Source organism: Streptococcus pneumoniae, from assembly GCF_001457635.1.
GTDB classification, from domain to species: Bacteria; Bacillota; Bacilli; order Lactobacillales; family Streptococcaceae; genus Streptococcus; species Streptococcus pneumoniae.
This window is the reverse complement of the sequence record NZ_LN831051.1, coordinates 463,724-485,561: the sequence shown is the minus strand read 5'-3', so window position 1 is coordinate 485,561 and position 21,838 is coordinate 463,724. Positions and strand designations below refer to the sequence as shown.

The following is a 21,838-nucleotide window of genomic DNA, read 5'->3' as shown; positions in this document are numbered from 1 at the left end:
AAAATGTTAGAAAACGATATTAAAAAAGTCCTCGTTTCACACGATGAAATTACAGAAGCAGCTAAAAAACTAGGTGCTCAATTAACTAAAGACTATGCAGGAAAAAATCCAATCTTAGTTGGGATTTTAAAAGGATCTATTCCTTTTATGGCTGAATTGGTCAAACATATTGATACACATATTGAAATGGACTTCATGATGGTTTCTAGCTACCATGGTGGAACAGCAAGTAGTGGTGTTATCAATATTAAACAAGATGTGACTCAAGATATCAAAGGAAGACATGTTCTATTTGTAGAAGATATCATTGATACAGGTCAAACTTTGAAGAATTTGCGAGATATGTTTAAAGCAAGAGAAGCAGCTTCTGTTAAAATTGCAACCTTGTTGGATAAACCAGAAGGACGTGTTGTAGAAATTGAGGCAGACTATACCTGCTTTACTATCCCAAATGAGTTTGTAGTAGGTTATGGTTTAGACTACAAAGAAAATTATCGTAATCTTCCTTATATTGGAGTATTGAAAGAGGAAGTGTATTCAAATTAGAAAGAATAATCTTTAATGAAAAAACAAAATAATGGTTTAATTAAAAATCCTTTTCTATGGTTATTATTTATCTTTTTCCTTGTGACAGGATTCCAGTATTTCTATTCTGGGAATAACTCAGGAGGAAGTCAGCAAATCAACTATACTGAGTTGGTACAAGAAATTACCGATGGTAATGTAAAAGAATTAACTTACCAACCAAATGGTAGTGTTATCGAAGTTTCTGGTGTCTATAAAAATCCTAAAACAAGTAAAGAAGAAACAGGTATTCAGTTTTTCACGCCATCTGTTACTAAGGTAGAGAAATTTACCAGCACTATTCTTCCTGCAGATACTACCGTATCAGAATTGCAAAAACTTGCTACTGACCATAAAGCAGAAGTAACTGTTAAGCATGAAAGTTCAAGTGGTATATGGATTAATCTACTCGTATCCATTGTGCCATTTGGAATTCTATTCTTCTTCCTATTCTCTATGATGGGAAATATGGGAGGAGGCAATGGCCGTAATCCAATGAGTTTTGGACGTAGTAAGGCTAAAGCAGCAAATAAAGAAGATATTAAAGTAAGATTTTCAGATGTTGCTGGAGCTGAGGAAGAAAAACAAGAACTAGTTGAAGTTGTTGAGTTCTTAAAAGATCCAAAACGATTCACAAAACTTGGAGCCCGTATTCCAGCAGGTGTTCTTTTGGAGGGACCTCCGGGGACAGGTAAAACTTTGCTTGCTAAGGCAGTCGCTGGAGAAGCAGGTGTTCCATTCTTTAGTATCTCAGGTTCTGACTTTGTAGAAATGTTTGTCGGAGTTGGAGCTAGTCGTGTTCGCTCTCTTTTTGAGGATGCCAAAAAAGCAGCACCAGCTATCATCTTTATCGATGAAATTGATGCTGTTGGACGTCAACGTGGAGTCGGTCTCGGCGGAGGTAATGACGAACGTGAACAAACCTTGAACCAACTTTTGATTGAGATGGATGGTTTTGAGGGAAATGAAGGGATTATCGTCATCGCTGCGACAAACCGTTCAGATGTACTTGATCCTGCCCTTTTGCGTCCAGGACGTTTTGATAGAAAAGTATTGGTTGGTCGTCCTGATGTTAAAGGTCGTGAAGCAATCTTGAAAGTTCACGCTAAGAACAAGCCTTTAGCAGAAGATGTTGATTTGAAATTAGTGGCTCAACAAACTCCAGGCTTTGTTGGTGCTGATTTAGAGAATGTCTTGAATGAAGCAGCTTTAGTTGCTGCTCGTCGCAATAAATCGATAATTGATGCTTCAGATATTGATGAAGCAGAAGATAGAGTTATTGCTGGACCTTCTAAGAAAGATAAGACAGTTTCACAAAAAGAACGAGAATTGGTTGCTTACCATGAGGCAGGACATACCATTGTTGGTCTAGTCTTGTCGAATGCTCGCGTTGTCCATAAGGTTACAATTGTACCACGCGGCCGTGCAGGCGGATACATGATTGCACTTCCTAAAGAGGATCAAATGCTTCTATCTAAAGAAGATATGAAAGAGCAATTGGCTGGCTTAATGGGTGGACGTGTAGCTGAAGAAATTATCTTTAATGTCCAAACTACAGGAGCTTCAAACGACTTTGAACAAGCGACACAAATGGCGCGTGCAATGGTTACAGAGTACGGTATGAGTGAAAAACTTGGCCCAGTACAATATGAAGGAAACCATGCTATGTTTGGTGCACAGAGTCCTCAAAAATCAATTTCAGAACAAACAGCTTATGAAATTGATGAAGAGGTTCGTTCATTATTAAATGAGGCACGAAATAAAGCTGCTGAAATTATTCAGTCAAATCGTGAAATTCACAAGTTAATTGCAGAAGCATTATTGAAATACGAAACATTGGATAGTACACAAATTAAAGCTCTTTACGAAACAGGAAAGATGCCTGAAGCAGTAGAAGAGGAATCTCATGCACTATCCTATGATGAAGTAAAGTCAAAAATGAATGACGAAAAATAACCCTGAGAGAGGCTGGAGCCTCTCTTTTTTGTGCAGTTTAGGAGCTAAAGGGAACAGAATGGAGAAAATGGAACAAATGTGTTTTCTAATCTGTTAGACTGTATCTAGAAAGGGGAAAATTATGATTAAAGAATTGTATGAAGAAGTCCAAGGGACTGTTTATAAGTGTAGAAATGAATATTACCTTCATTTATGGGAATTGTCGGATTGGGACCAAGAAGGCATGCTCTGCTTACATGAATTGATTAGTAGAGAAGAAGGACTGGTAGACGATATTCCACGTTTAAGGAAATATTTCAAAACCAAGTTTCGAAATCGAATTTTAGACTATATCCGTAAGCAGGAAAGTCAGAAGCGTAGATACGATAAAGAACCCTATGAAGAAGTGGGAGAGATCAGTCATCGTATAAGTGAGGGGGGTCTCTGGCTAGATGATTATTATCTCTTTCATGAAACACTAAGAGATTATAGAAACAAACAAAGTAAAGAGAAACAAGAAGAACTAGAACGCGTCTTAAGCAATGAACGATTTCGAGGGCGTCAAAGAGTATTAAGAGACTTACGCATTGTGTTTAAGGAGTTTACTATCCGTACCCACTAGTAAGTCATGCAAAAAAAAATGAAAAAAATTAGAAAAAGTAGTTGACAAAGTTTGAAAAGACTGTATAATAGTAAGAGTTGAAAATAACAACTCAGGTCCGTTGGTCAAGGGGTTAAGACACCGCCTTTTCACGGCGGTAACACGGGTTCGAATCCCGTACGGACTATGGTATGTTGCGGTTGGAACACTTGATGAAAAAAAGTTTAAAAAAGCTTAAAAATCTTCAAAAAAGTGTTGACAAGCGAAAGCGGCTGTGATATACTAATATAGTTGTCGCTTGAGAGAAGCGAGTGACAAAGACCTTTGAAAACTGAACAAGACGAACCAATGTGCAGGGCGCTACAACATAAGTTGTAGTACTGAACAATGAAAAAAACAATAAATCTGTCAGTGACAGAAATGAGTGAGAACTCAAACTTTTAATGAGAGTTTGATCCTGGCTCAGGACGAACGCTGGCGGCGTGCCTAATACATGCAAGTAGAACGCTGAAGGAGGAGCTTGCTTCTCTGGATGAGTTGCGAACGGGTGAGTAACGCGTAGGTAACCTGCCTGGTAGCGGGGGATAACTATTGGAAACGATAGCTAATACCGCATAAGAGTAGATGTTGCATGACATTTGCTTAAAAGGTGCACTTGCATCACTACCAGATGGACCTGCGTTGTATTAGCTAGTTGGTGGGGTAACGGCTCACCAAGGCGACGATACATAGCCGACCTGAGAGGGTGATCGGCCACACTGGGACTGAGACACGGCCCAGACTCCTACGGGAGGCAGCAGTAGGGAATCTTCGGCAATGGACGGAAGTCTGACCGAGCAACGCCGCGTGAGTGAAGAAGGTTTTCGGATCGTAAAGCTCTGTTGTAAGAGAAGAACGAGTGTGAGAGTGGAAAGTTCACACTGTGACGGTATCTTACCAGAAAGGGACGGCTAACTACGTGCCAGCAGCCGCGGTAATACGTAGGTCCCGAGCGTTGTCCGGATTTATTGGGCGTAAAGCGAGCGCAGGCGGTTAGATAAGTCTGAAGTTAAAGGCTGTGGCTTAACCATAGTAGGCTTTGGAAACTGTTTAACTTGAGTGCAAGAGGGGAGAGTGGAATTCCATGTGTAGCGGTGAAATGCGTAGATATATGGAGGAACACCGGTGGCGAAAGCGGCTCTCTGGCTTGTAACTGACGCTGAGGCTCGAAAGCGTGGGGAGCAAACAGGATTAGATACCCTGGTAGTCCACGCTGTAAACGATGAGTGCTAGGTGTTAGACCCTTTCCGGGGTTTAGTGCCGTAGCTAACGCATTAAGCACTCCGCCTGGGGAGTACGACCGCAAGGTTGAAACTCAAAGGAATTGACGGGGGCCCGCACAAGCGGTGGAGCATGTGGTTTAATTCGAAGCAACGCGAAGAACCTTACCAGGTCTTGACATCCCTCTGACGACTCTAGAGATAGAGTTTTCCTTCGGGACAGAGGTGACAGGTGGTGCATGGTTGTCGTCAGCTCGTGTCGTGAGATGTTGGGTTAAGTCCCGCAACGAGCGCAACCCCTATTGTTAGTTGCCATCATTTAGTTGGGCACTCTAGCGAGACTGCCGGTAATAAACCGGAGGAAGGTGGGGATGACGTCAAATCATCATGCCCCTTATGACCTGGGCTACACACGTGCTACAATGGCTGGTACAACGAGTCGCAAGCCGGTGACGGCAAGCTAATCTCTTAAAGCCAGTCTCAGTTCGGATTGTAGGCTGCAACTCGCCTACATGAAGTCGGAATCGCTAGTAATCGCGGATCAGCACGCCGCGGTGAATACGTTCCCGGGCCTTGTACACACCGCCCGTCACACCACGAGAGTTTGTAACACCCGAAGTCGGTGAGGTAACCGTAAGGAGCCAGCCGCCTAAGGTGGGATAGATGATTGGGGTGAAGTCGTAACAAGGTAGCCGTATCGGAAGGTGCGGCTGGATCACCTCCTTTCTAAGGATAAGGAACTGCGCATTGGTCTTGTTTAGTCTTGAGAGGTCTTGTGGGGCCTTAGCTCAGCTGGGAGAGCGCCTGCTTTGCACGCAGGAGGTCAGCGGTTCGATCCCGCTAGGCTCCATTGGTGAGAGATCACCAAGTAATGCACATTGAAAATTGAATATCTATATCAAATAGTAACAAGAAAATAAACCGAAAACGCTGTAGTATTAATAAGAGTTTATGACTGAAAGGTCAGAAAATAAGGTTAAGTTAATAAGGGCGCACGGTGGATGCCTTGGCACTAGGAGCCGACGAAGGACGTGACAAACGACGATATGCCTTGGGTAGCTGTAAGTAAGCGATGATCCATGGATTTCCGAATGGGGGAACCCAACAGGTAATACCTGTTACCCACATCTGTTAAGGATGTGAGGAGGAAGACGCAGTGAACTGAAACATCTAAGTAGCTGCAGGAAGAGAAAGCAAAAGCGATTGCCTTAGTAGCGGCGAGCGAAACGGCAGAAGGGCAAACCGAAGAGTTTACTCTTCGGGGTTGTAGGACTGCAATGTGGACTCAAAGATTATAGAAGAATGATTTGGGAAGATCAGCCAAAGAGAGTAATAGCCTCGTATTTAAAATAGTCTTTGTACCTAGCAGTATCCTGAGTACGGCGGGACACGTGAAATCCCGTCGGAATCTGGGAGGACCATCTCCCAACCCTAAATACTCCCTAGTGACCGATAGTGAACCAGTACCGTGAGGGAAAGGTGAAAAGCACCCCGGGAGGGGAGTGAAATAGAACCTGAAACCGTGTGCCTACAACAAGTTCGAGCCCGTTAATGGGTGAGAGCGTGCCTTTTGTAGAATGAACCGGCGAGTTACGTTATGATGCGAGGTTAAGTTGAAGAGACGGAGCCGTAGGGAAACCGAGTCTGAATAGGGCGCCTTAGTATCATGACGTAGACCCGAAACCATGTGACCTACCCATGAGCAGGTTGAAGGTGCGGTAAGACGCACTGGAGGACCGAACCAGGGCACGTTGAAAAGTGCTTGGATGACTTGTGGGTAGCGGAGAAATTCCAAACGAACTTGGAGATAGCTGGTTCTCTCCGAAATAGCTTTAGGGCTAGCGTCGACATTAGAGATTCTTGGAGGTAGAGCACTGTTTGGGTGAGGGGTCCATCCCGGATTACCAATCTCAGATAAACTCCGAATGCCAATGAATTATGGTCGGCAGTCAGACTGCGAGTGCTAAGATCCGTAGTCGAAAGGGAAACAGCCCAGACCACCAGCTAAGGTCCCAAAATAATTGTTAAGTGGAAAAGGATGTGGGGTTGCACAGACAACTAGGATGTTAGCTTAGAAGCAGCTATTCATTCAAAGAGTGCGTAATAGCTCACTAGTCGAGTGACCCTGCGCCGAAAATGTACCGGGGCTAAAACAATTTACCGAAGCTGTGGATACCTTTATAGGTATGGTAGGAGAGCGTTCTATGTGTGATGAAGGTATACCGTGAGGAGTGCTGGAACGCATAGAAGTGAGAATGCCGGTATGAGTAGCGAAAGACAGGTGAGAATCCTGTCCACCGTAAGACTAAGGTTTCCAGGGGAAGGCTCGTCCGCCCTGGGTTAGTCGGGACCTAAGGAGAGACCGAAAGGTGTATCCGATGGACAACAGGTTGATATTCCTGTACTAGAGTATGTAGTGATGGAGGGACGCAGTAGGCTAACTAAAGCAGACGATTGGAAGAGTCTGTCTAAGCAGTGAGGTGTGAATTGAGTCAAATGCTTAATTCTATAACATTGAGCTGTGATGGGGAGCGAAGTTTAGTAGCGAAGTTAGTGACGTCACACTGCCAAGAAAAGCTTCTAGCGTTTAAACATACTCTACCCGTACCGCAAACCGACACAGGTAGTCGAGGCGAGTAGCCTCAGGTGAGCGAGAGAACTCTCGTTAAGGAACTCGGCAAAATGACCCCGTAACTTCGGGAGAAGGGGTGCTGACTTAAAGTCAGCCGCAGTGAATAGGCCCAAGCAACTGTTTATCAAAAACACAGCTCTCTGCTAAATCGTAAGATGATGTATAGGGGGTGACGCCTGCCCGGTGCTGGAAGGTTAAGAGGAGTGCTTAGCGTAAGCGAAGGTATGAATTGAAGCCCCAGTAAACGGCGGCCGTAACTATAACGGTCCTAAGGTAGCGAAATTCCTTGTCGGGTAAGTTCCGACCCGCACGAAAGGCGTAATGATTTGGGCACTGTCTCAACGAGAGACTCGGTGAAATTTTAGTACCTGTGAAGATGCAGGTTACCCGCGACAGGACGGAAAGACCCCATGGAGCTTTACTGCAGTTTGATATTGAGTGTCTGTACCACATGTACAGGATAGGTAGGAGTCTAAGAGATCGGGACGCCAGTTTCGAAGGAGACGCTGTTGGGATACTACCCTTGTGTTATGGCCACTCTAACCCAGATAGGTGATCCCTATCGGAGACAGTGTCTGACGGGCAGTTTGACTGGGGCGGTCGCCTCCTAAAAGGTAACGGAGGCGCCCAAAGGTTCCCTCAGAATGGTTGGAAATCATTCGCAGAGTGTAAAGGTATAAGGGAGCTTGACTGCGAGAGCTACAACTCGAGCAGGGACGAAAGTCGGGCTTAGTGATCCGGTGGTTCCGTATGGAAGGGCCATCGCTCAACGGATAAAAGCTACCCTGGGGATAACAGGCTTATCTCCCCCAAGAGTTCACATCGACGGGGAGGTTTGGCACCTCGATGTCGGCTCGTCGCATCCTGGGGCTGTAGTCGGTCCCAAGGGTTGGGCTGTTCGCCCATTAAAGCGGCACGCGAGCTGGGTTCAGAACGTCGTGAGACAGTTCGGTCCCTATCCGTCGCGGGCGTAGGAAATTTGAGAGGATCTGCTCCTAGTACGAGAGGACCAGAGTGGACTTACCGCTGGTGTACCAGTTGTCTTGCCAAAGGCATCGCTGGGTAGCTATGTAGGGAAGGGATAAACGCTGAAAGCATCTAAGTGTGAAACCCACCTCAAGATGAGATTTCCCATGATTATATATCAGTAAGAGCCCTGAGAGATGATCAGGTAGATAGGTTAGAAGTGGAAGTGTGGCGACACATGTAGCGGACTAATACTAATAGCTCGAGGACTTATCCAAAGTAACTGAGAATATGAAAGCGAATGGTTTTCTTGAATTGAATAGATATTCAATTTTGAGTAGGTATTACTCAGAGTTAAGTGACGATAGCCTAGGAGATACACCTGTACCCATACCGAACACAGAAGTTAAGCCCTAGAACGCCGGAAGTAGTTGGGGGTTGCCCCCTGTGAGATAGGGAAGTCGCTTAGCTTTAATCCGCCATAGCTCAGTTGGTAGTAGCGCATGACTGTTAATCATGATGTCGTAGGTTCGAGTCCTACTGGCGGAGTAATTTAGTTAAGAGGTTTAGACCTCTTTTTTGTTATGTAATAATAATCTATTTCGTGTTATAGTAAAATGAACCAAAAATAGTACACAATGTGGTATAATCTTTTTATGGCATATTCAATAGATTTTCGTAAAAAAGTTCTCTCTTATTGTGAGCGAACAGGTAGTATAACAGAAGCGTCACACGTTTTCCAAATCTCACGTAATACCATTTATGGCTGGTTAAAGCTAAAAGAGAAAACGGGAGAGCTAAACCACCAAGTAAAAGGAACAAAACCAAGAAAAGTTGATAGAGATAGACTTAAAAACTATCTTACTGACAATCCAGACGCTTATTTGACTGAAATAGCTTCTGAATTTGGCTGTCATCCAACTACCATCCACTATGCGCTCAAAGCTATGGGCTACACTCGAAAAAAAGAACCACACCTACTATGAACAAGACCCAGAAAAAGTAGCCTTATTTCTTAAGAATTTTAATAGATTAAAGCACCTAGCACCTGTTTAGATTGACGAAACAGGATTCGATACTTATTTTTATCGAGAATATGGTCGCTCATTAAAAGGTCAGTTAAGAAGAGGCAAAGTATCTGGAAGAAGATATCAGAGGATTTCTTTGGTTGCAGGTCTAACAAATGGTGAGTTAATCGCTCCAATGACTTACGAAGAGACGATGACGAGCGACTTTTTTGAAGCTTGGTTTCAGAAGTTTCTCTTACCAACATTAACCACACCATCGGTTATTATTATGGATAATGCAAGATTCCATAGAATGGGGAAGTTAGAACTTTTATGCGAAGAGTTTGGGCATAAACTTTTACCTCTTCCTCCCTACTCACCTGAGTACAATCCTATTGAGAAAACATGGGCTCATATCAAAAAGCACCTCAAAAAGGTATTACCAAGTTGCAATACCTTTTACGAGGCTTTTTTATCCTGCTCTTGTTTCAATTGACTATATTAGAGGCGAGACATTTTTCGGTTCTTTGTCAACTGTAGTGGGTTGAAGAAAGCGAAGATCTAGAAAGGACAAATTTCGTCCTTTCTTTTTTGAAGTTTTCAAAGTTCCTAAAACCAAAGGCATTGTGCTTGATAAGTTTGATGAGATTATTGGTGGCTTCCAGTTTGGCGTTGGAATAAGGTAATTGAAGGGCGTTGACGATTTTCTCTTTATCTTTGAGGAAGGTTTTAAACAGAGTCTGAAAAAGAGGTGGAAAAGCAAGAGCTGATAGAGATTATAGTGGTGTTTCAAGTCTTCGGAATAGCTCAAAAGTTTATCTAGAATTTCTTTATTAGTCAAGTGCATACGAAAAGTAGGGCGATAAAATCGTTTATCACTCAGTTTCTGACTATCTTGTTGAATGAGCTTTCAGTATCGCTTGATAGCCTTGTATTCATGGGATTTCGGATGATGGCTTGTGTTCTGCTCTCAAGAACAGTTATGATATTGAGCTTATCAAAGTCTTGAGCAATAAAGCTCATTTCCATCTCCCGATTGAAACAGTCACTCCCCGGACTGTTTCAACGTCCTAGGACATAATCTCAGGAAGACGCGAAAAATCATGCTCAAAGTGAAAATCATTGTTCTTGCGAATGACAGTTGAAGTTGAAATAGACAACTGATGATCAATGTCGGTCATAGAAGTCTTTTTAATTAGCTTCTGAGCAATCTTTTGGTTGATGATACAAGGAATTTGATGATTCTTCTTGACGATAGAAGTTTCAGCGACCATCATTTTTGAACAGTGATAGCACTTAAAACGGCCTTTTCTAAGAAGAATTCTAGTTTGAATTTTTTATACTAGAAAATCAGAACCATAATACCTATATAAAAATATTATAGTTCTAATAGGATTTACCCAAAAGTTTTAAGGCGGTCTTTTTAGAACTTTAATCGTTTGAAATTTAGGTAGCAAATTTGTTTCTATTTTGTCAACTTTTCCTATTTTTATCTTGTTGAGGCTGGTATTTTAACAATTCAGGAATTGATAGTGAATGTGTAAAATTTTTTGTTAGAATAAGTTTATAAAAAAGAAAAGGAGTATTTGATTATGTTACAAAAAATTTATGAGCAGATGGCTAATTTCTATGATAGTATTGAAGAAGAGTATGGTCCTACATTTGGTGATAATTTTGACTGGGAACATGTTCATTTTAAATTTTTAATTTATTATTTAGTGAGATATGGCATTGGTTGTCGTAGGGATTTTATCGTTTACCATTATCGTGTTGCTTATCGTTTGTATCTTGAAAAATTGGTAATGAATCGGGGTTTTATTTCTTGTTGAGGTAATTTTAGTAAATTTCCGAACTAATTTACTCTTTTATGGAAAGATAATAGTAAATAGCTAGTAATTTTTCTAAATCATTTTTTAATAGTTGGAAATAGCAAATCTTTCTATTGTTTCTTCTTGATAAAAAGGCGATTTTTTATTATAATAAATTGTAAGATATAATTGCAGGTGAGAGTCCTGCCATGTATGTGAGAAAGGAAGAGCCTGAGGGCTCAGACAAAATTATGACTTCAGTTGTTGTTGTAGGTACCCAATGGGGTGATGAAGGTAAAGGGAAGATTACAGACTTCCTTTCAGCGAATGCAGAAGTGATTGCACGTTACCAAGGTGGTGATAATGCTGGTCACACGATTGTGATTGACGGTAAGAAATTTAAGTTGCACTTGATTCCATCTGGGATTTTCTTCCCTGAAAAAATATCTGTCATTGGGAATGGTATGGTTGTAAATCCTAAATCTCTTGTAAAAGAGTTGAGCTATCTTCATGAGGAAGGTGTAACAACTGATAACTTACGTATTTCTGATCGTGCGCATGTTATTTTGCCTTATCATATCGAGTTGGATCGCTTGCAAGAAGAAGCTAAGGGCGACAATAAGATTGGTACGACAATTAAGGGAATTGGTCCAGCTTATATGGACAAGGCTGCTCGTGTTGGAATTCGTATTGCAGATCTTTTAGATAAAGATATTTTCCGTGAGCGTTTAGAACGTAACCTTGCTGAAAAGAATCGTCTTTTTGAAAAATTGTATGACAGTAAAGCGATTGTTTTCGATGATATTTTTGAAGAATATTACGAATATGGTCAACAAATCAAGAAATACGTGATAGATACATCTGTTATCTTGAATGATGCGCTTGATAATGGCAAACGTGTGCTTTTTGAAGGTGCACAAGGTGTTATGCTAGATATCGACCAAGGTACTTATCCATTTGTTACGTCATCAAACCCTGTAGCTGGTGGTGTGACAATTGGTTCTGGTGTCGGTCCAAGCAAGATTGACAAGGTTGTAGGTGTATGTAAAGCTTATACGAGTCGTGTAGGAGATGGTCCTTTCCCAACTGAGTTGTTTGATGAAGTGGGAGAACGTATCCGTGAAGTGGGTCATGAATATGGTACAACAACTGGTCGTCCACGTCGTGTAGGTTGGTTTGACTCAGTTGTGATGCGTCATAGCCGTCGTGTTTCTGGTATTACTAACCTTTCTTTGAACTCTATTGATGTTTTGAGCGGTTTGGATACTGTGAAAATCTGTGTGGCCTATGATCTTGACGGTCAACGTATTGACTACTATCCAGCTAGTCTTGAGCAATTGAAACGTTGCAAGCCTATCTATGAAGAGTTGCCAGGTTGGTCAGAAGATATTACCGGAGTTCGCAATTTGGAAGATCTTCCTGAGAATGCGCGTAACTATGTTCGTCGTGTGAGTGAATTGGTTGGCGTTCGTATTTCTACTTTCTCAGTAGGTCCTGGTCGTGAACAAACAAATATTTTAGAAAGTGTTTGGTCCTAAGAGATTTTTAAGATTTGTTTAAGATAGGTCGGGTATACTATAGACAGTTACAAGAAGACCTCCTAACTTGTTGTAACAAATATCCTAAACTTTTCTTTTTCATAATAATCTCCCTTAACTCCACCCAATCAGGTGGAGTTTTTTAGCTCTATTTCAGGCTTTTGGGGACTATTCTAAAAATAATTTTTCGATATTTTTCGGATTTTGGTCGGGGAATTGGCGGGGACTTTTTTAGCGAATATGACTAAGAAATAGGTCTGTTGTCGCTTCAGCAAGTTCGTCCTCTACTTGATTGTAACGATCCGTCATATAAACCTTTGTATGCCCCAGCGCCTGGCTTAATTGTTCAAGCGGAACCCCTGCAATAATGCTTTGAGTCGTGAAGAAGTGGCGCATCATGTGAGGTGTTACATGCAATCCTGTTGCTTCATTCACTAGATTGAAGTTTCTATTTAGCTGATTTGGATTGATGAGACCACCTTTCTCGTTGATAGTTATATAATCCTTGTGCTGTTCCTTGATAATTCCTAACTTTCGCTTAATCTTAGAAGCTTCAGCTATCAGATAATAGATCAGGTCTGTTCCGATATCATCAAGGCAGACATATCGCTCTGAATCCTTCGTTTTAAGCCCTCCTTTCCCTTTTAAGGTCTGGTTGCTTCGACTGTCTCTAAGATGCAGTATAGCCCGTCCGCTGTCGTTCTGAGTGATGTCCATTGGACGCAATCCAAAGACTTCTCCTCTTCTCAATCCAAAAATTGTCAGATAGGTCAGAGCGTAGAATTGTTTTGGCATAATCTCTTCTGCCTTTGCTATCCAAGTCTTGAACTCTTTGAGAGTCACTTTCTTGTTTGCAGCAGGGATATCACTCTGGCCGATGAAAACACCTTTCAAGCGATTTGAGAGCAGATTTCCATTTTTGACGGCATCATTCAGCAATGCCATGAAGCTGGAATTGAGGGTTTGAACAGTGTATCTGGTATGGTTCTGCAACTTTTCAGCGATAAATAGTTCATACTCATTTCTATCCAAATTTTTAAGCAGGATAGAACCAAACTTTGCCTTGATATGGTTCTTATAGAGATTGTCATTGAGGTAGTAGGAAGTGTCATTCCAGCGCCCTGTTGACAATCTCTTTTCAGAATAGATATCCCAATATTGATCAAGCGTTAGATTCGTATTGATACCTAATTCTTGTTCTTGGATTTGTTGCTCAAGCTCTACCAAGGCTGCACGAGCTTGAGGGAGAGTTGTGAAACCACTTTTACTTTTTTCTCTTTTTTTACCTCGGAAGAAAAAAGAACGTCTGACATAGTAACGCTTGCCTTTAGCAGTCTCATAGTAATAGATATTTGGGTATTTTGTTTTATTATATTTCATTGTATTCTCCTTGTTTATCGGCTTCTGGACAAGGTCTAAACATTGAGAATATTGACATCACCCCTTTCATGGTGTAAAATAGGGTATAGAAAAGAGGCCTTTTTAATGGCTGATTTTTTATAAGGGTAAGCTTCACAATCAAACTTTGGCGAGGGCGATTGTGGGGCTTTTTTTTTATTTTCTGAATAGTTTGTATAGTTTATACAAACTCCAAGCTGTCAAAGGGACTGCAAGGAATGGAGCGATTGGAATACCAACAACTCCAAAAAAGACTAAGAAAAGATACAGTGCTGAAAATATGATTTTATTGGCAGGAAGTTTTTTCTTAGGAGATGTTTCTGAAAGATTAATCTCGTTTACTATATCAGCGACACTGTCACTAACAATATTTTGTTCAATATGTTCAGTTTCAGTTGTTTTAGTTTCAATAGCTTCAGTTTCCGTAACTTCTTTATTGGAAATGTTATCATCAATTATCTCAGATGATTCGCTCTGAATTACTTCTTTTTGTGAAGAATCAACAATGGTAAGGTAAATTTCAAAACCAACATCCAAATCATTATTTGTGACAACTTTTTCTTCATACTCGTCCCATTCTTTATATGGGCCACCTTTTATCTCTCCCTCTATTACAAAGTTATATTTTTTATTATCAAAATATTTTCGTATTGTTTTAGCAATGGTTGCAGGAACATATCCTACATGATTATCAAATATCAAAACTTTTATAGCATTAGGATCATATCTATTATCTACTTCTGGAACGAGCTCAATATTGAAAAAGTCTAAATCTTGATATTTGAAAACTTTCAGACCATATTCTTCAAGTTCTTCTCTAAGTTCCTTAGTTGATAAATTGCTATAGTACTTTGCATATTCTGGGATTCCGTTATCTTCAGCAATCATATTGCAAGCTTCTTTTACTGCTTTTTTATATTTTGTCACTCCAGCGACTCTGAATAATATTTTTTCAACAGTCTTTTGCATATATTTCCCCTCTATATAAATATCTTCAATGCAATTTTTAATTTACTAATGCCAAGTACTCTTCCTTGACCATGACTTCATTAGTCATAGTTTTTAGATTGTAGTAAGACATGAATTTGAGGTAATCAAACTCTGTGGGGTCGTCTAAGCTTTCTAGTGCGTCTTTCACGAGATGATGGATCATATTCCTATCAGCTTCGTTTTCACAGCGTAGGCGAGCGTTTTGGTACTCTGAGCGTGTATGGTCTTTGTGTCCGAGTTAGTGTAGGGCGACTTGGATTTGTTGTTCAGGAGCTAAGTTGTGGTCAATAGCGAGTACGTTTGTGTCTGGATTGTAGAAACCGCTACTGTGCCAGTTTGAACCGTCGAAGAGACAAAGCTCTACTTGATATTCTTCGCAGAGTTTAGCGAGTATCATAGTTCTCCTTCGTTATTTATAAACATCTCTGCGGTGGGCGATTTCCACGGCTAGGACGACTAGTTTATCGTCTTGGATATCACAGATGATGCGGTAATTCTCTACTCTGTATCGCCAGTAACCTGCAAGGTTGGCTTTTAGTGCTTTTCCGTGTTGTCGTGGATTGGTCGTGTTTTCAATGTTTTTAGCAAGCCAGGATAGGATTTGTTTTCTGGTTGGGGTATCTAGTTTTTTAAGTTGCTTGAGAGCTTTTTTATCAATATCTAGCCGATACATTAAGCAATATCCTCTCGAGATAGTCCTAGTTCATCCAAGACCTCATCCATGGTATAAGTAGCTGGGTCGGCTAAATACTCCATATAGGCTTGGTCGGCTGCTCGTGCGTCTTCGATATCTTCCATGAGTACCATGAAGTCGTCAAAATCCATGGTTGTTGTGTCGATACCGTGTTTGGTTAGGTAGTCCGTGATGTAGGAGTTTTTTTCTGTGAAATTGATCGTGATAGTCATTAGCGTTCTCCTTTGCTTTTGAAGTGGGCGGATAGAACGGATGTGATGAAGTCGATATCATCTTCATTTAGTGGTTTTCCGTCAAATAACATGGTGTTGGCTGCTGCTTTGCGTAAGTCTATGATTTGTCCATTTACTTGAGCAAATTCATCACTTCCAGCGATAGCAGGATTATCTGTCCGTCCGAGTAGGTAGTCAGCACTTACATTAAAATAATCAGCTATTTCTTTTAAAACTTTTGAACTAGGATTACTTCTTTTTAATCGATATAAAGTATTAGTTCCATAACCAAGTTTTTCTTCTAAAATATTTATAGAAATCCCCTGTTTATCAGCTAATTCTTTTATTTTATCGAATGCTACAAACATTAATTTTTCAACCTTTCTAAGCAAACGAAAAATAATTTTAAAATATTTGTAGAAAATAGTTGACTTATTTAGTCAAATGTTTTAAAATAATATTCGTAAGCTAAAGAGTTAGCGAACTAGACAACTAAAAAATAAAGCCTTACAAAACTGATTGGCGTCCGTTTACTGTAGGTAAAACTTACTTTTAGTAGGTCTTTTCTCTATGTTTTTATTTTAAAACATTTGACTAGAGTTGTCAAGAAGTTCGCTAACTTTTTAGATAATTTTTTAAAAGGAGGTCAGGGATGAACGAAGAAGACCTGAAAGAATTATTGGAACTCTTAGCGACAGATTATGGGCGAGGGTATCTAGATGGAGTAGTTGGGGGACTTTCAATGCTTTTGAAAATTTCAAAAGAAGCAGAGAAATATAGAAAGGAAAAATATGAGTAAAGCAAAATTATTAGTCACATAAAGTAGGTAAACGAGGTAGGAAATGATAGAAACACTGGAAATAAAAATAAACAAAAAGACATACTTCATATCTGCAAGGGCAGATGTTCCAGTCAGGTATAAAGTTATGTTTGGCAGAAATCTCTTCGATGACTTTTCGAAAATAAAAAACAATAAAGATGAAACTCTATCACTTTGTCTATTATTTTGTATGACAGACAAATCGTCAGAAGAATTCTGTAAATTTTTTATTGAAAATAATTCATATATAACAAGTAGACATCACTATGAGGCAATAAGATTATTTGAAAAACATTTTATCTTTAAGCCCGTAACATATTCACTAGAGGACATAGTTCAAATCCTAACAATATATCTAGAAAATACTAAAACACAGATTGGAGGAAAAAATGAGTAAAGAACTAAAAATAATTAAGGCTAAAATTAAAACTCGTTTGATTGAGTTGGATATGACTCAAGTCGAATTGGCAAAACAAGTATCTGTAGCATCATCAGTTATTTCAGAGTTGCTGAAGTATGGAAAAGGAAGTGATTATGTGAAAGAAAAAGTCGTAGATATTTTGGGTATTGAAAACCCTTGGGAAAATAGTTAGAGCATGAGGAAATAGTATGAACAACGCAGCGCAAAAAGTAACACGGATTGACAAAGATGCCTGGGAGATTGCTACGGAGCTGGCGAACGAGTACGGCGTATCTATTTGTCACATCATCAGCGAGAGCGTCCGCTACTGTGCAGAGAATGCCGAATTTAAGGAGATGGACGTTGTCGTTAAACGATTGGTAGTCGGCAGTAAGGTGCTGGAGTAGGAGGGTGGAGATGAATGAACTAGTATGGTTTTACTTTGTTGTCATAATCAATCTTATCATTGGTTTTGCTACATACTACGCTAGCAAAAGAGATAGAGAAAAGCGCATCAACGGGTTTAAAAAAATACAAGATGATGAGCTTGAAAGAGTTAGAAATAAATTTAATTTATGATTTTTTAGAAGTCTTTTGAATAAATCTTTTATTTAAGTTTTGTTTGCTATTGCTTGCTTTATTAGCTATTTTTAAAGCTTTGTCAAAATCAACCTCGCCTGTAAAAACTTTGTAGGTAAGATCATTCATCTTCATAGACTTGTCGGTTTCAGTATCAAGCTGAGATACCTTCTCAAGTTCTTGCAACCGTAATTCATGAGCTTGTTTGATTTTTTCAAGTTCAAAGGCATGTTGCTGTTTTAGAGTATCTATCTGATGATGAAATTCTCTTTCGAGTTTTTCAACAGTATGTGAATGTTCTTTGGCTTGTTTTTCAATCTCAGCTTTATTGTTAGCTTTTGATGCGACATATGACCATAACCCTGATATTATTGCAAGAATAATACTAATCACAGGTTGAATAAGAGCTTGATATTCCATAAGATTTCTCCAATCGTTTTATTTTAATTATACCAAATTTAGAAAGGAACTTTATGAACGAAATTTTTAATTTTCACGGGCAGGAAGTCCGTACTTTGATCATTGATGACGAACCTTGGTTCGTTGGGAAAGATGTTGCAGACATCCTAGGATATAGCAAGGCTAGAAATGCGATTGCTCTTCATGTTGATGAAGATGACGCCCTAAAACAGGGCCTCACAGATAATTTAGGAAGGGTTCAAGAAACTATCATCATCAACGAATCTGGCCTCTACTCTCTTATCTTATCCAGCAAGTTGCCTCAGGCTAAAGAGTTTAAGCGCTGGGTGACATCAGAGGTTTTGCCAGCTATTCGCAAGCAGGGCGGTTTCATTCGCGAGGACTTGGACGAGGATGCCTTTATCGCTCTGTTTACTGGCCAGAAGAAATTACGTGAGCAACAGGCGACCATGCTGGAAGATATTGACTATCTCAAGAGTGAGCAACCGATTCACCCAAGCTATGCTAAATCGCTCCTGAAGAAGCGTAAGGCTCGGGTCGTGGTTTGCTTAGGTGGCATTGATAGTCCGGCTTATGCGGATAAGACTTTCGCTCAGTCAGTCTTTAGACAAGCTGAGATTGACTTTAAAGACCACTTCAACATTAATCGCTATGACTTGCTACCGAAAAAATTCGCAGATGCAGCCTTGGCCTATTGGATGACTTGGGAGCCAAGCACCAATACCAAGATGAAAATCATGAAATTGAACTCATTTGACGAAGGGTAGGAGGGGAAGAAGATGGACAATGTTCTACTTTCACTGTCTGAATGGATTAAATCCATTATCAAGGACACAATCACAAGGCTAGTCGAAATAGAAAAAGATAGTGACCACTATCCAGAGCTGATGGATGTGAACACTACCTGTGATTTTCTAGGAATTAAGTATGCCACCTTTTCAGATAATTATCGTTACTTAAAGGGATTTCCAAAGGAATTACCTGGTAAGAAATGGTCAAAAAGAGCCATCAAAGAATGGCTCTCTAATCAAATATAATAACTTTACTAAAAGGCTTCTGGACAAGGTCTTAGCAAAATTATTTGACTATATTATAGCACAAAAAGAGGATAAGGAGATAAAAATGTTTGAACCACCGATTTTAGACCAGCTGATGGGGGTTGGAGCCTTACTGCTTGGATTTGCAGGGGCTTGCCGTCATATCAAATTGCAGGAACAACGCAAGGAAGAAGAAAGACGAGAAGAGCAAGAATTTGCGTCTATGATTATCCAAGTGCGTAATCATGCATATGAACGTGGTAGAGAGGACAAATGGCAAGAAATTCGCAAGAATATTCGCAGAGAGTTCAAAGGATTCACATATGACAACGAACCGCCTGTAGGCTTGCGTCCTGAGCCGTTAGCTTTGCCAGAACCTAAACAGTCTGCAATCAGATTTTTGTAATGAGGAGGTCAGGAAATGCAAGAATTGATTGAATCGCTGGATAACCTGATTATGATTGTTAAAGAACTGGAAGGAAGGGAATCAACTTCAAGACATTTTATTACGATATGGGAAAACGATTATAAAAATCTATTACGAGTCAAAGAATACCTAACCGACTATGAAAAACTAGCAAAGGACTATCGTTATATGACCCTTAAAAATAAGCTGCTAAAGATTGAAAAAATGGAGCTGGAAGGCAGGTACATCTATGAAGATATGCGGATGAAGTATCGTGCCAATCGCAGGAAGTGGGGTGCTCGGTATGTCTGAAATCAAGTGGATAAAAATCAAAACGGATATTTTTGACGATGAAAAGATGTGTCTAATTGATGCCTCGCCTGATCGTGATGCAATTATTGTAATCTGGATCAAACTTATAACACTAGCAGGCAAATTGAATACAAAAGGCGTACTAACCATTTCTAAAAACATTGTATACACCGATGAAATGCTTGCACAAACGTTCCACCGTCCGTTGAATACAGTTCGTATGGCTCTTGAAGTTTTTGAAAAGTTTGGAATGGTTGAAAAAATCGATGGAGTGATAATGTTACCCAATTGGGAGAAACATCAGAACATTGACGGCATGGAAAAAATAAAAGAGCAAAATCGAAATAGAGCAGCACGTCACCGACAAAAACAGAAATTACTTGCACAGAACAACGAAAGTAACGTTACTGATAACGTTATGGATAACGTTACAGTAACGCATGGTAACGCACTAGATAAAGAATTAGATAAAGATATAGAGATAAATAATAATAAGGTGATGATTAGTTCCAGCCTTTCTGAAAATTTGAAAAATAGCGGAATCCATCTAACTGATAAGTCACATCAACAGTTACTTGATTATGTGGGACTTGATGGAATGAGTTTCGATATGTTGAACCGTGCAGTCGAGAAAACTTCCGGATCACACAAACCTAGTTTCAATTACCTAATAGCCATTCTTGAAAGTTGGAAAAAGAAAGGCTTCACATCGATTGAGCAGGTGGATGAGGACGACCGTAAATATAAAGAGGGTAAGAAGTCAAGACAACAAAACGATAAAACATCGGAACAGGAGGTAAGGGACGAATGGGGATTTTAGAACTAATTGAGCAGTTCGAGATTGACTATTATCCGTTAAGCTACGAGAAGAAAACTCTTTTAGCAGACCAACCAATTCATCCAGTGGTTGCCTGCTTGTCTGAAATGGCTAGCTGGCATGAATGCGGAGGTCGGCTAGTATGGTAGACAATGTGTTTGAGGAAATCGCCTTATCTTATCGTAGGAATACAGAACAACAAGAAGAGTTCTGCGAAAAGCATAACATCCCTTTGATAAAGATATTGAGGACCGAGAGTGTTGTATGTCGCATGTGTGAATCTGAGCGGATTCATGAAGAAAATCAGGAAAGAGTGAATGAACTGGCTAATGCTGAGAATGAGCGAGAGAGGAAATACTATCTTGAAAAGTTCTCTCTTTATGATGAAATTTTGAAAAATGCTACTTTGGACAATTTTGAAACACCAACCGAAAAAGAAGCGGAAAAGCTAGCTTTTGCAAAGAGGATTTGTCGTGAGTGGTCTGAGGGTGCTAGGAACAACATTGTACTTCAGGGAGAAGCTGGAACTGGTAAGAGTCATTTGGCTTTTGCTATGGTTAAGGCTCTATCTGAGTACACGAAAGAGATTGCTATTTTTATTAACGTAACTGACTTGCTGATGAAGATTAAAGCTGATTTTAGTCAGGAAGAGTTTCTGGTCAATAAAATTGCTAGTGCTAAGTTCTTGGTTTTGGATGATTTAGGAATGGAAAAAGATAGCGAATGGTCATTTACTATTCTCTACAATATCTTGAATAAGCGTTCAAACACAATCATTACCACAAATTTGATTTCTGCCGATATTCAAAAAAGATATGGCAGACCTTTCATGTCCAGACTAATGAAGGGTGTAGATAAAGACCATTTGATGGTTTTCAATGATTTGACAAACAAGCGAAAGCAATATTTTTAGAATAGGGGTGGCTGATGTTTATTTTAAAGCATGGGACAAGAGAGGATAAGCCGTTTCTAAGGTCTGCAATTATCAGTGTGACTGGCTTGGATATTTCGTGTTCTGAGGAGAAGAAAGCCATGCGGTTTATTTCTCGGGCGGCAGCCTTACAGGTTAGCAAGGCATTGAGAGGTTCCTTTGGGAACTTCTACCCTGTCGAGGTGGAGTGATGTTAGAGCTTTATTTCGTCTACAACGGGCACTGTAAGTTTTTCCTTGGGAGGTTTGACAATGTCGATGATCTCATTGAGCAGATGGAAGACCATCAGTGGGCTTTCTCAGCTATCACTCATCCAAGGTTTCAGAAGCACATTGGTCAGCGGACGACACGATTTGACTACGGTTCTAAGGATTGTTACTATTTAGCGACTTTTTCAGGAGGAGAAAAAAATGATTGAACTTATTAAAGAATTTGGAATGGCTATTCTGTGGTTATTTCTTGGCTATTTAGTCGGGGAACGTGCAGCAAGAAAGGAAAAGAAAGATGATCAA

The 21,838-nt window shown here is 40.1% G+C and carries 24 protein-coding genes, 3 tRNA genes, 3 rRNA genes and 3 pseudogenes; 25 read left to right on the top strand and 8 right to left on the bottom strand.

Annotated features, from left to right (window positions below; genetic code table 11):
• Positions 1-3 precede the first annotated feature (3 nt).
• The 10 genes and pseudogenes from hpt to AT689_RS11415 all read left to right on the top strand — a co-directional run bounded on the left by hpt (position 4) and on the right by AT689_RS11415 (position 9,460).
• Positions 4-546, top strand: a complete 543-nt coding sequence (gene hpt / locus AT689_RS02610) for a hypoxanthine phosphoribosyltransferase (protein ID WP_000892184.1) — start codon at positions 4-6, stop codon at positions 544-546.
• Between the two features lie 15 nt (positions 547-561).
• Positions 562-2,520, top strand: coding sequence for an ATP-dependent zinc metalloprotease FtsH (ftsH, locus tag AT689_RS02605; RefSeq protein WP_000744537.1), 1,959 nt, complete (start codon positions 562-564; stop codon positions 2,518-2,520).
• A 121-nt stretch (positions 2,521-2,641) separates the two neighbouring features.
• Entirely contained in the window at positions 2,642-3,121 is a 480-nt protein-coding gene (locus tag AT689_RS02600; RefSeq protein WP_000588897.1) for a sigma-70 RNA polymerase sigma factor region 4 domain-containing protein, read from the top strand.
• 94 nt (positions 3,122-3,215) lie between these two features.
• Positions 3,216-3,287, top strand: a tRNA-Glu gene (locus tag AT689_RS02595).
• A 252-nt stretch (positions 3,288-3,539) separates the two neighbouring features.
• Positions 3,540-5,085, top strand: a 16S ribosomal RNA gene (locus tag AT689_RS02590).
• A gap of 51 nt (positions 5,086-5,136) precedes the next feature.
• A tRNA-Ala gene (locus AT689_RS02585) sits at positions 5,137-5,209 on the top strand.
• A gap of 124 nt (positions 5,210-5,333) precedes the next feature.
• Positions 5,334-8,235 (top strand): 23S ribosomal RNA (locus tag AT689_RS02580).
• A gap of 76 nt (positions 8,236-8,311) precedes the next feature.
• Positions 8,312-8,427: ribosomal RNA gene (gene rrf, locus AT689_RS02575) — 5S ribosomal RNA — on the top strand.
• The 16S, 23S and 5S rRNA genes sit together here with 3 tRNA genes alongside, the layout of an rRNA operon.
• A 5-nt stretch (positions 8,428-8,432) precedes the next feature.
• Positions 8,433-8,506: transfer RNA gene (locus AT689_RS02570), tRNA-Asn, on the top strand.
• Between the two features lie 107 nt (positions 8,507-8,613).
• A pseudogene (locus AT689_RS11415) lies at positions 8,614-9,460 on the top strand (IS630 family transposase).
• A gap of 34 nt (positions 9,461-9,494) precedes the next feature.
• Here AT689_RS11415 and AT689_RS11410 read toward each other — a convergent pair.
• A pseudogene (locus AT689_RS11410) lies at positions 9,495-10,292 on the bottom strand (transposase); the annotation flags it as partial.
• Positions 10,293-10,556: 264 nt separating this feature from the next.
• On the opposite strand from AT689_RS11410, the gene comW reads away from it, so the two are divergent.
• Entirely contained in the window at positions 10,557-10,793 is a 237-nt protein-coding gene (comW, locus tag AT689_RS02540; RefSeq protein WP_000939546.1) for a sigma(X)-activator ComW, read from the top strand.
• A 230-nt stretch (positions 10,794-11,023) separates the two neighbouring features.
• Complete coding sequence (locus tag AT689_RS02535; RefSeq protein WP_000205044.1) at positions 11,024-12,310, top strand: adenylosuccinate synthase; 1,287 nt, start codon at positions 11,024-11,026, stop codon at positions 12,308-12,310.
• Between the two features lie 231 nt (positions 12,311-12,541).
• Here the strand turns inward: AT689_RS02535 and AT689_RS02530 are convergent, their stop codons facing one another.
• From AT689_RS02530 to AT689_RS02505, 6 genes and pseudogenes are all read right to left on the bottom strand, one after another.
• Positions 12,542-13,690 (bottom strand): tyrosine-type recombinase/integrase, encoded by a 1,149-nt coding sequence (locus AT689_RS02530; RefSeq protein WP_000876726.1) that lies wholly within the window; start codon positions 13,688-13,690, stop codon positions 12,542-12,544.
• A 174-nt stretch (positions 13,691-13,864) separates the two neighbouring features.
• Positions 13,865-14,677, bottom strand: coding sequence for an HIRAN domain-containing protein (locus AT689_RS02525; RefSeq protein WP_001174227.1), 813 nt, complete (start codon positions 14,675-14,677; stop codon positions 13,865-13,867).
• A gap of 37 nt (positions 14,678-14,714) precedes the next feature.
• Positions 14,715-15,095 (bottom strand): annotated as a pseudogene (locus AT689_RS12370) (ImmA/IrrE family metallo-endopeptidase).
• Between the two features lie 12 nt (positions 15,096-15,107).
• Complete coding sequence (locus tag AT689_RS02515; protein WP_000285962.1) at positions 15,108-15,371, bottom strand: type II toxin-antitoxin system RelE family toxin; 264 nt, start codon at positions 15,369-15,371, stop codon at positions 15,108-15,110.
• Positions 15,371-15,604 carry a hypothetical protein gene (locus tag AT689_RS02510; RefSeq protein WP_000156422.1) on the bottom strand — a complete coding sequence of 78 codons (234 nt, stop codon included), beginning with the start codon at positions 15,602-15,604 and terminating at the stop codon, positions 15,371-15,373. Before AT689_RS02510 ends, AT689_RS02515 begins: the two co-directional genes overlap by 1 nt.
• Positions 15,604-15,972: a helix-turn-helix domain-containing protein gene (locus tag AT689_RS02505; RefSeq protein WP_000495824.1), complete on the bottom strand. Its 369-nt coding sequence runs from the start codon at positions 15,970-15,972 to the stop codon at positions 15,604-15,606. The genes AT689_RS02510 and AT689_RS02505 overlap by 1 nt, the downstream gene beginning before the upstream one ends.
• A gap of 284 nt (positions 15,973-16,256) precedes the next feature.
• Here AT689_RS02505 and AT689_RS12810 point away from each other — a divergent pair, with 284 nt between their 5' ends.
• Genes AT689_RS12810 through AT689_RS12805 form a run of 5 tightly spaced genes read left to right on the top strand, consistent with a single transcriptional unit; the run spans position 16,257 to position 17,403 of the window.
• A complete protein-coding gene (locus AT689_RS12810; RefSeq protein WP_001001334.1) occupies positions 16,257-16,403 on the top strand; it encodes a hypothetical protein in 147 nt (48 codons plus the stop codon).
• Between the two features lie 43 nt (positions 16,404-16,446).
• Positions 16,447-16,821 carry a hypothetical protein gene (locus AT689_RS02500; protein WP_000573356.1) on the top strand — a complete coding sequence of 125 codons (375 nt, stop codon included), beginning with the start codon at positions 16,447-16,449 and terminating at the stop codon, positions 16,819-16,821.
• Positions 16,814-17,017, top strand: coding sequence for a hypothetical protein (locus tag AT689_RS02495; RefSeq protein WP_000032100.1), 204 nt, complete (start codon positions 16,814-16,816; stop codon positions 17,015-17,017). The genes AT689_RS02500 and AT689_RS02495 overlap by 8 nt, the downstream gene beginning before the upstream one ends.
• Positions 17,018-17,033: 16 nt before the next feature.
• Positions 17,034-17,231, top strand: a complete 198-nt coding sequence (locus AT689_RS02490) for a hypothetical protein (RefSeq protein WP_001057654.1) — start codon at positions 17,034-17,036, stop codon at positions 17,229-17,231.
• Between the two features lie 10 nt (positions 17,232-17,241).
• Positions 17,242-17,403 (top strand): hypothetical protein, encoded by a 162-nt coding sequence (locus AT689_RS12805; protein ID WP_001004503.1) that lies wholly within the window; start codon positions 17,242-17,244, stop codon positions 17,401-17,403.
• Here the strand turns inward: AT689_RS12805 and AT689_RS02485 are convergent.
• Positions 17,398-17,823 (bottom strand): hypothetical protein, encoded by a 426-nt coding sequence (locus tag AT689_RS02485; protein WP_000456433.1) that lies wholly within the window; start codon positions 17,821-17,823, stop codon positions 17,398-17,400. The genes AT689_RS12805 and AT689_RS02485 overlap by 6 nt on opposite strands.
• 53 nt (positions 17,824-17,876) lie before the next feature.
• On the opposite strand from AT689_RS02485, the gene AT689_RS02480 reads away from it, so the two are divergent.
• From AT689_RS02480 to AT689_RS02445, 8 genes are all read left to right on the top strand, one after another.
• Complete coding sequence (locus AT689_RS02480; RefSeq protein WP_001002346.1) at positions 17,877-18,590, top strand: ORF6C domain-containing protein; 714 nt, start codon at positions 17,877-17,879, stop codon at positions 18,588-18,590.
• 12 nt (positions 18,591-18,602) lie between these two features.
• Positions 18,603-18,860 (top strand): hypothetical protein, encoded by a 258-nt coding sequence (locus tag AT689_RS02475; RefSeq protein ID WP_000370958.1) that lies wholly within the window; start codon positions 18,603-18,605, stop codon positions 18,858-18,860.
• Positions 18,861-18,945: 85 nt separating this feature from the next.
• The gene (locus AT689_RS02470; RefSeq protein ID WP_000462827.1) at positions 18,946-19,266 is read left to right on the top strand and encodes a hypothetical protein; all 321 of its coding nucleotides are present in this window, start codon (positions 18,946-18,948) and stop codon (positions 19,264-19,266) included.
• A 15-nt stretch (positions 19,267-19,281) separates the two neighbouring features.
• Positions 19,282-19,578, top strand: coding sequence for a hypothetical protein (locus AT689_RS02465; protein WP_001156934.1), 297 nt, complete (start codon positions 19,282-19,284; stop codon positions 19,576-19,578).
• On the top strand, positions 19,571-20,398 hold the full coding sequence (locus AT689_RS02460; protein ID WP_001289767.1) for a phage replisome organizer N-terminal domain-containing protein: 828 nt from the start codon (positions 19,571-19,573) through the stop codon (positions 20,396-20,398). The genes AT689_RS02465 and AT689_RS02460 overlap by 8 nt, the downstream gene beginning before the upstream one ends.
• 139 nt (positions 20,399-20,537) lie before the next feature.
• Positions 20,538-21,308: an ATP-binding protein gene (locus tag AT689_RS02455; RefSeq protein WP_000228214.1), complete on the top strand. Its 771-nt coding sequence runs from the start codon at positions 20,538-20,540 to the stop codon at positions 21,306-21,308.
• Positions 21,309-21,322: 14 nt separating this feature from the next.
• Positions 21,323-21,517 (top strand): hypothetical protein, encoded by a 195-nt coding sequence (locus AT689_RS02450; RefSeq protein ID WP_000470303.1) that lies wholly within the window; start codon positions 21,323-21,325, stop codon positions 21,515-21,517.
• Positions 21,517-21,744, top strand: coding sequence for a hypothetical protein (locus AT689_RS02445; protein WP_000891963.1), 228 nt, complete (start codon positions 21,517-21,519; stop codon positions 21,742-21,744). Before AT689_RS02450 ends, AT689_RS02445 begins: the two co-directional genes overlap by 1 nt.
• Positions 21,745-21,838: the final 94 nt, after the last annotated feature.

Bases quoted from the DNA above. Each gene is read 5' to 3' on its own strand.
- hpt (WP_000892184.1), top strand. From the start codon at position 4: ATGTTAGAAAACGATATTAAAAAAGTCCTCGTTTCACACGATGAAATT.
- ftsH (WP_000744537.1), top strand. From the start codon at position 562: ATGAAAAAACAAAATAATGGTTTAATTAAAAATCCTTTTCTATGGTTA.
- AT689_RS02600 (WP_000588897.1), top strand. From the start codon at position 2,642: ATGATTAAAGAATTGTATGAAGAAGTCCAAGGGACTGTTTATAAGTGT.
- comW (WP_000939546.1), top strand. From the start codon at position 10,557: ATGTTACAAAAAATTTATGAGCAGATGGCTAATTTCTATGATAGTATT.
- AT689_RS02535 (WP_000205044.1), top strand. From the start codon at position 11,024: ATGACTTCAGTTGTTGTTGTAGGTACCCAATGGGGTGATGAAGGTAAA.
- AT689_RS02530 (WP_000876726.1), bottom strand. From the start codon at position 13,690: ATGAAATATAATAAAACAAAATACCCAAATATCTATTACTATGAGACT.
- AT689_RS02525 (WP_001174227.1), bottom strand. From the start codon at position 14,677: ATGCAAAAGACTGTTGAAAAAATATTATTCAGAGTCGCTGGAGTGACA.
- AT689_RS02515 (WP_000285962.1), bottom strand. From the start codon at position 15,371: ATGTATCGGCTAGATATTGATAAAAAAGCTCTCAAGCAACTTAAAAAA.
- AT689_RS02510 (WP_000156422.1), bottom strand. From the start codon at position 15,604: ATGACTATCACGATCAATTTCACAGAAAAAAACTCCTACATCACGGAC.
- AT689_RS02505 (WP_000495824.1), bottom strand. From the start codon at position 15,972: ATGTTTGTAGCATTCGATAAAATAAAAGAATTAGCTGATAAACAGGGG.
- AT689_RS12810 (WP_001001334.1), top strand. From the start codon at position 16,257: ATGAACGAAGAAGACCTGAAAGAATTATTGGAACTCTTAGCGACAGAT.
- AT689_RS02500 (WP_000573356.1), top strand. From the start codon at position 16,447: ATGATAGAAACACTGGAAATAAAAATAAACAAAAAGACATACTTCATA.
- AT689_RS02495 (WP_000032100.1), top strand. From the start codon at position 16,814: ATGAGTAAAGAACTAAAAATAATTAAGGCTAAAATTAAAACTCGTTTG.
- AT689_RS02490 (WP_001057654.1), top strand. From the start codon at position 17,034: ATGAACAACGCAGCGCAAAAAGTAACACGGATTGACAAAGATGCCTGG.
- AT689_RS12805 (WP_001004503.1), top strand. From the start codon at position 17,242: ATGAATGAACTAGTATGGTTTTACTTTGTTGTCATAATCAATCTTATC.
- AT689_RS02485 (WP_000456433.1), bottom strand. From the start codon at position 17,823: ATGGAATATCAAGCTCTTATTCAACCTGTGATTAGTATTATTCTTGCA.
- AT689_RS02480 (WP_001002346.1), top strand. From the start codon at position 17,877: ATGAACGAAATTTTTAATTTTCACGGGCAGGAAGTCCGTACTTTGATC.
- AT689_RS02475 (WP_000370958.1), top strand. From the start codon at position 18,603: ATGGACAATGTTCTACTTTCACTGTCTGAATGGATTAAATCCATTATC.
- AT689_RS02470 (WP_000462827.1), top strand. From the start codon at position 18,946: ATGTTTGAACCACCGATTTTAGACCAGCTGATGGGGGTTGGAGCCTTA.
- AT689_RS02465 (WP_001156934.1), top strand. From the start codon at position 19,282: ATGCAAGAATTGATTGAATCGCTGGATAACCTGATTATGATTGTTAAA.
- AT689_RS02460 (WP_001289767.1), top strand. From the start codon at position 19,571: ATGTCTGAAATCAAGTGGATAAAAATCAAAACGGATATTTTTGACGAT.
- AT689_RS02455 (WP_000228214.1), top strand. From the start codon at position 20,538: ATGGTAGACAATGTGTTTGAGGAAATCGCCTTATCTTATCGTAGGAAT.
- AT689_RS02450 (WP_000470303.1), top strand. From the start codon at position 21,323: ATGTTTATTTTAAAGCATGGGACAAGAGAGGATAAGCCGTTTCTAAGG.
- AT689_RS02445 (WP_000891963.1), top strand. From the start codon at position 21,517: ATGTTAGAGCTTTATTTCGTCTACAACGGGCACTGTAAGTTTTTCCTT.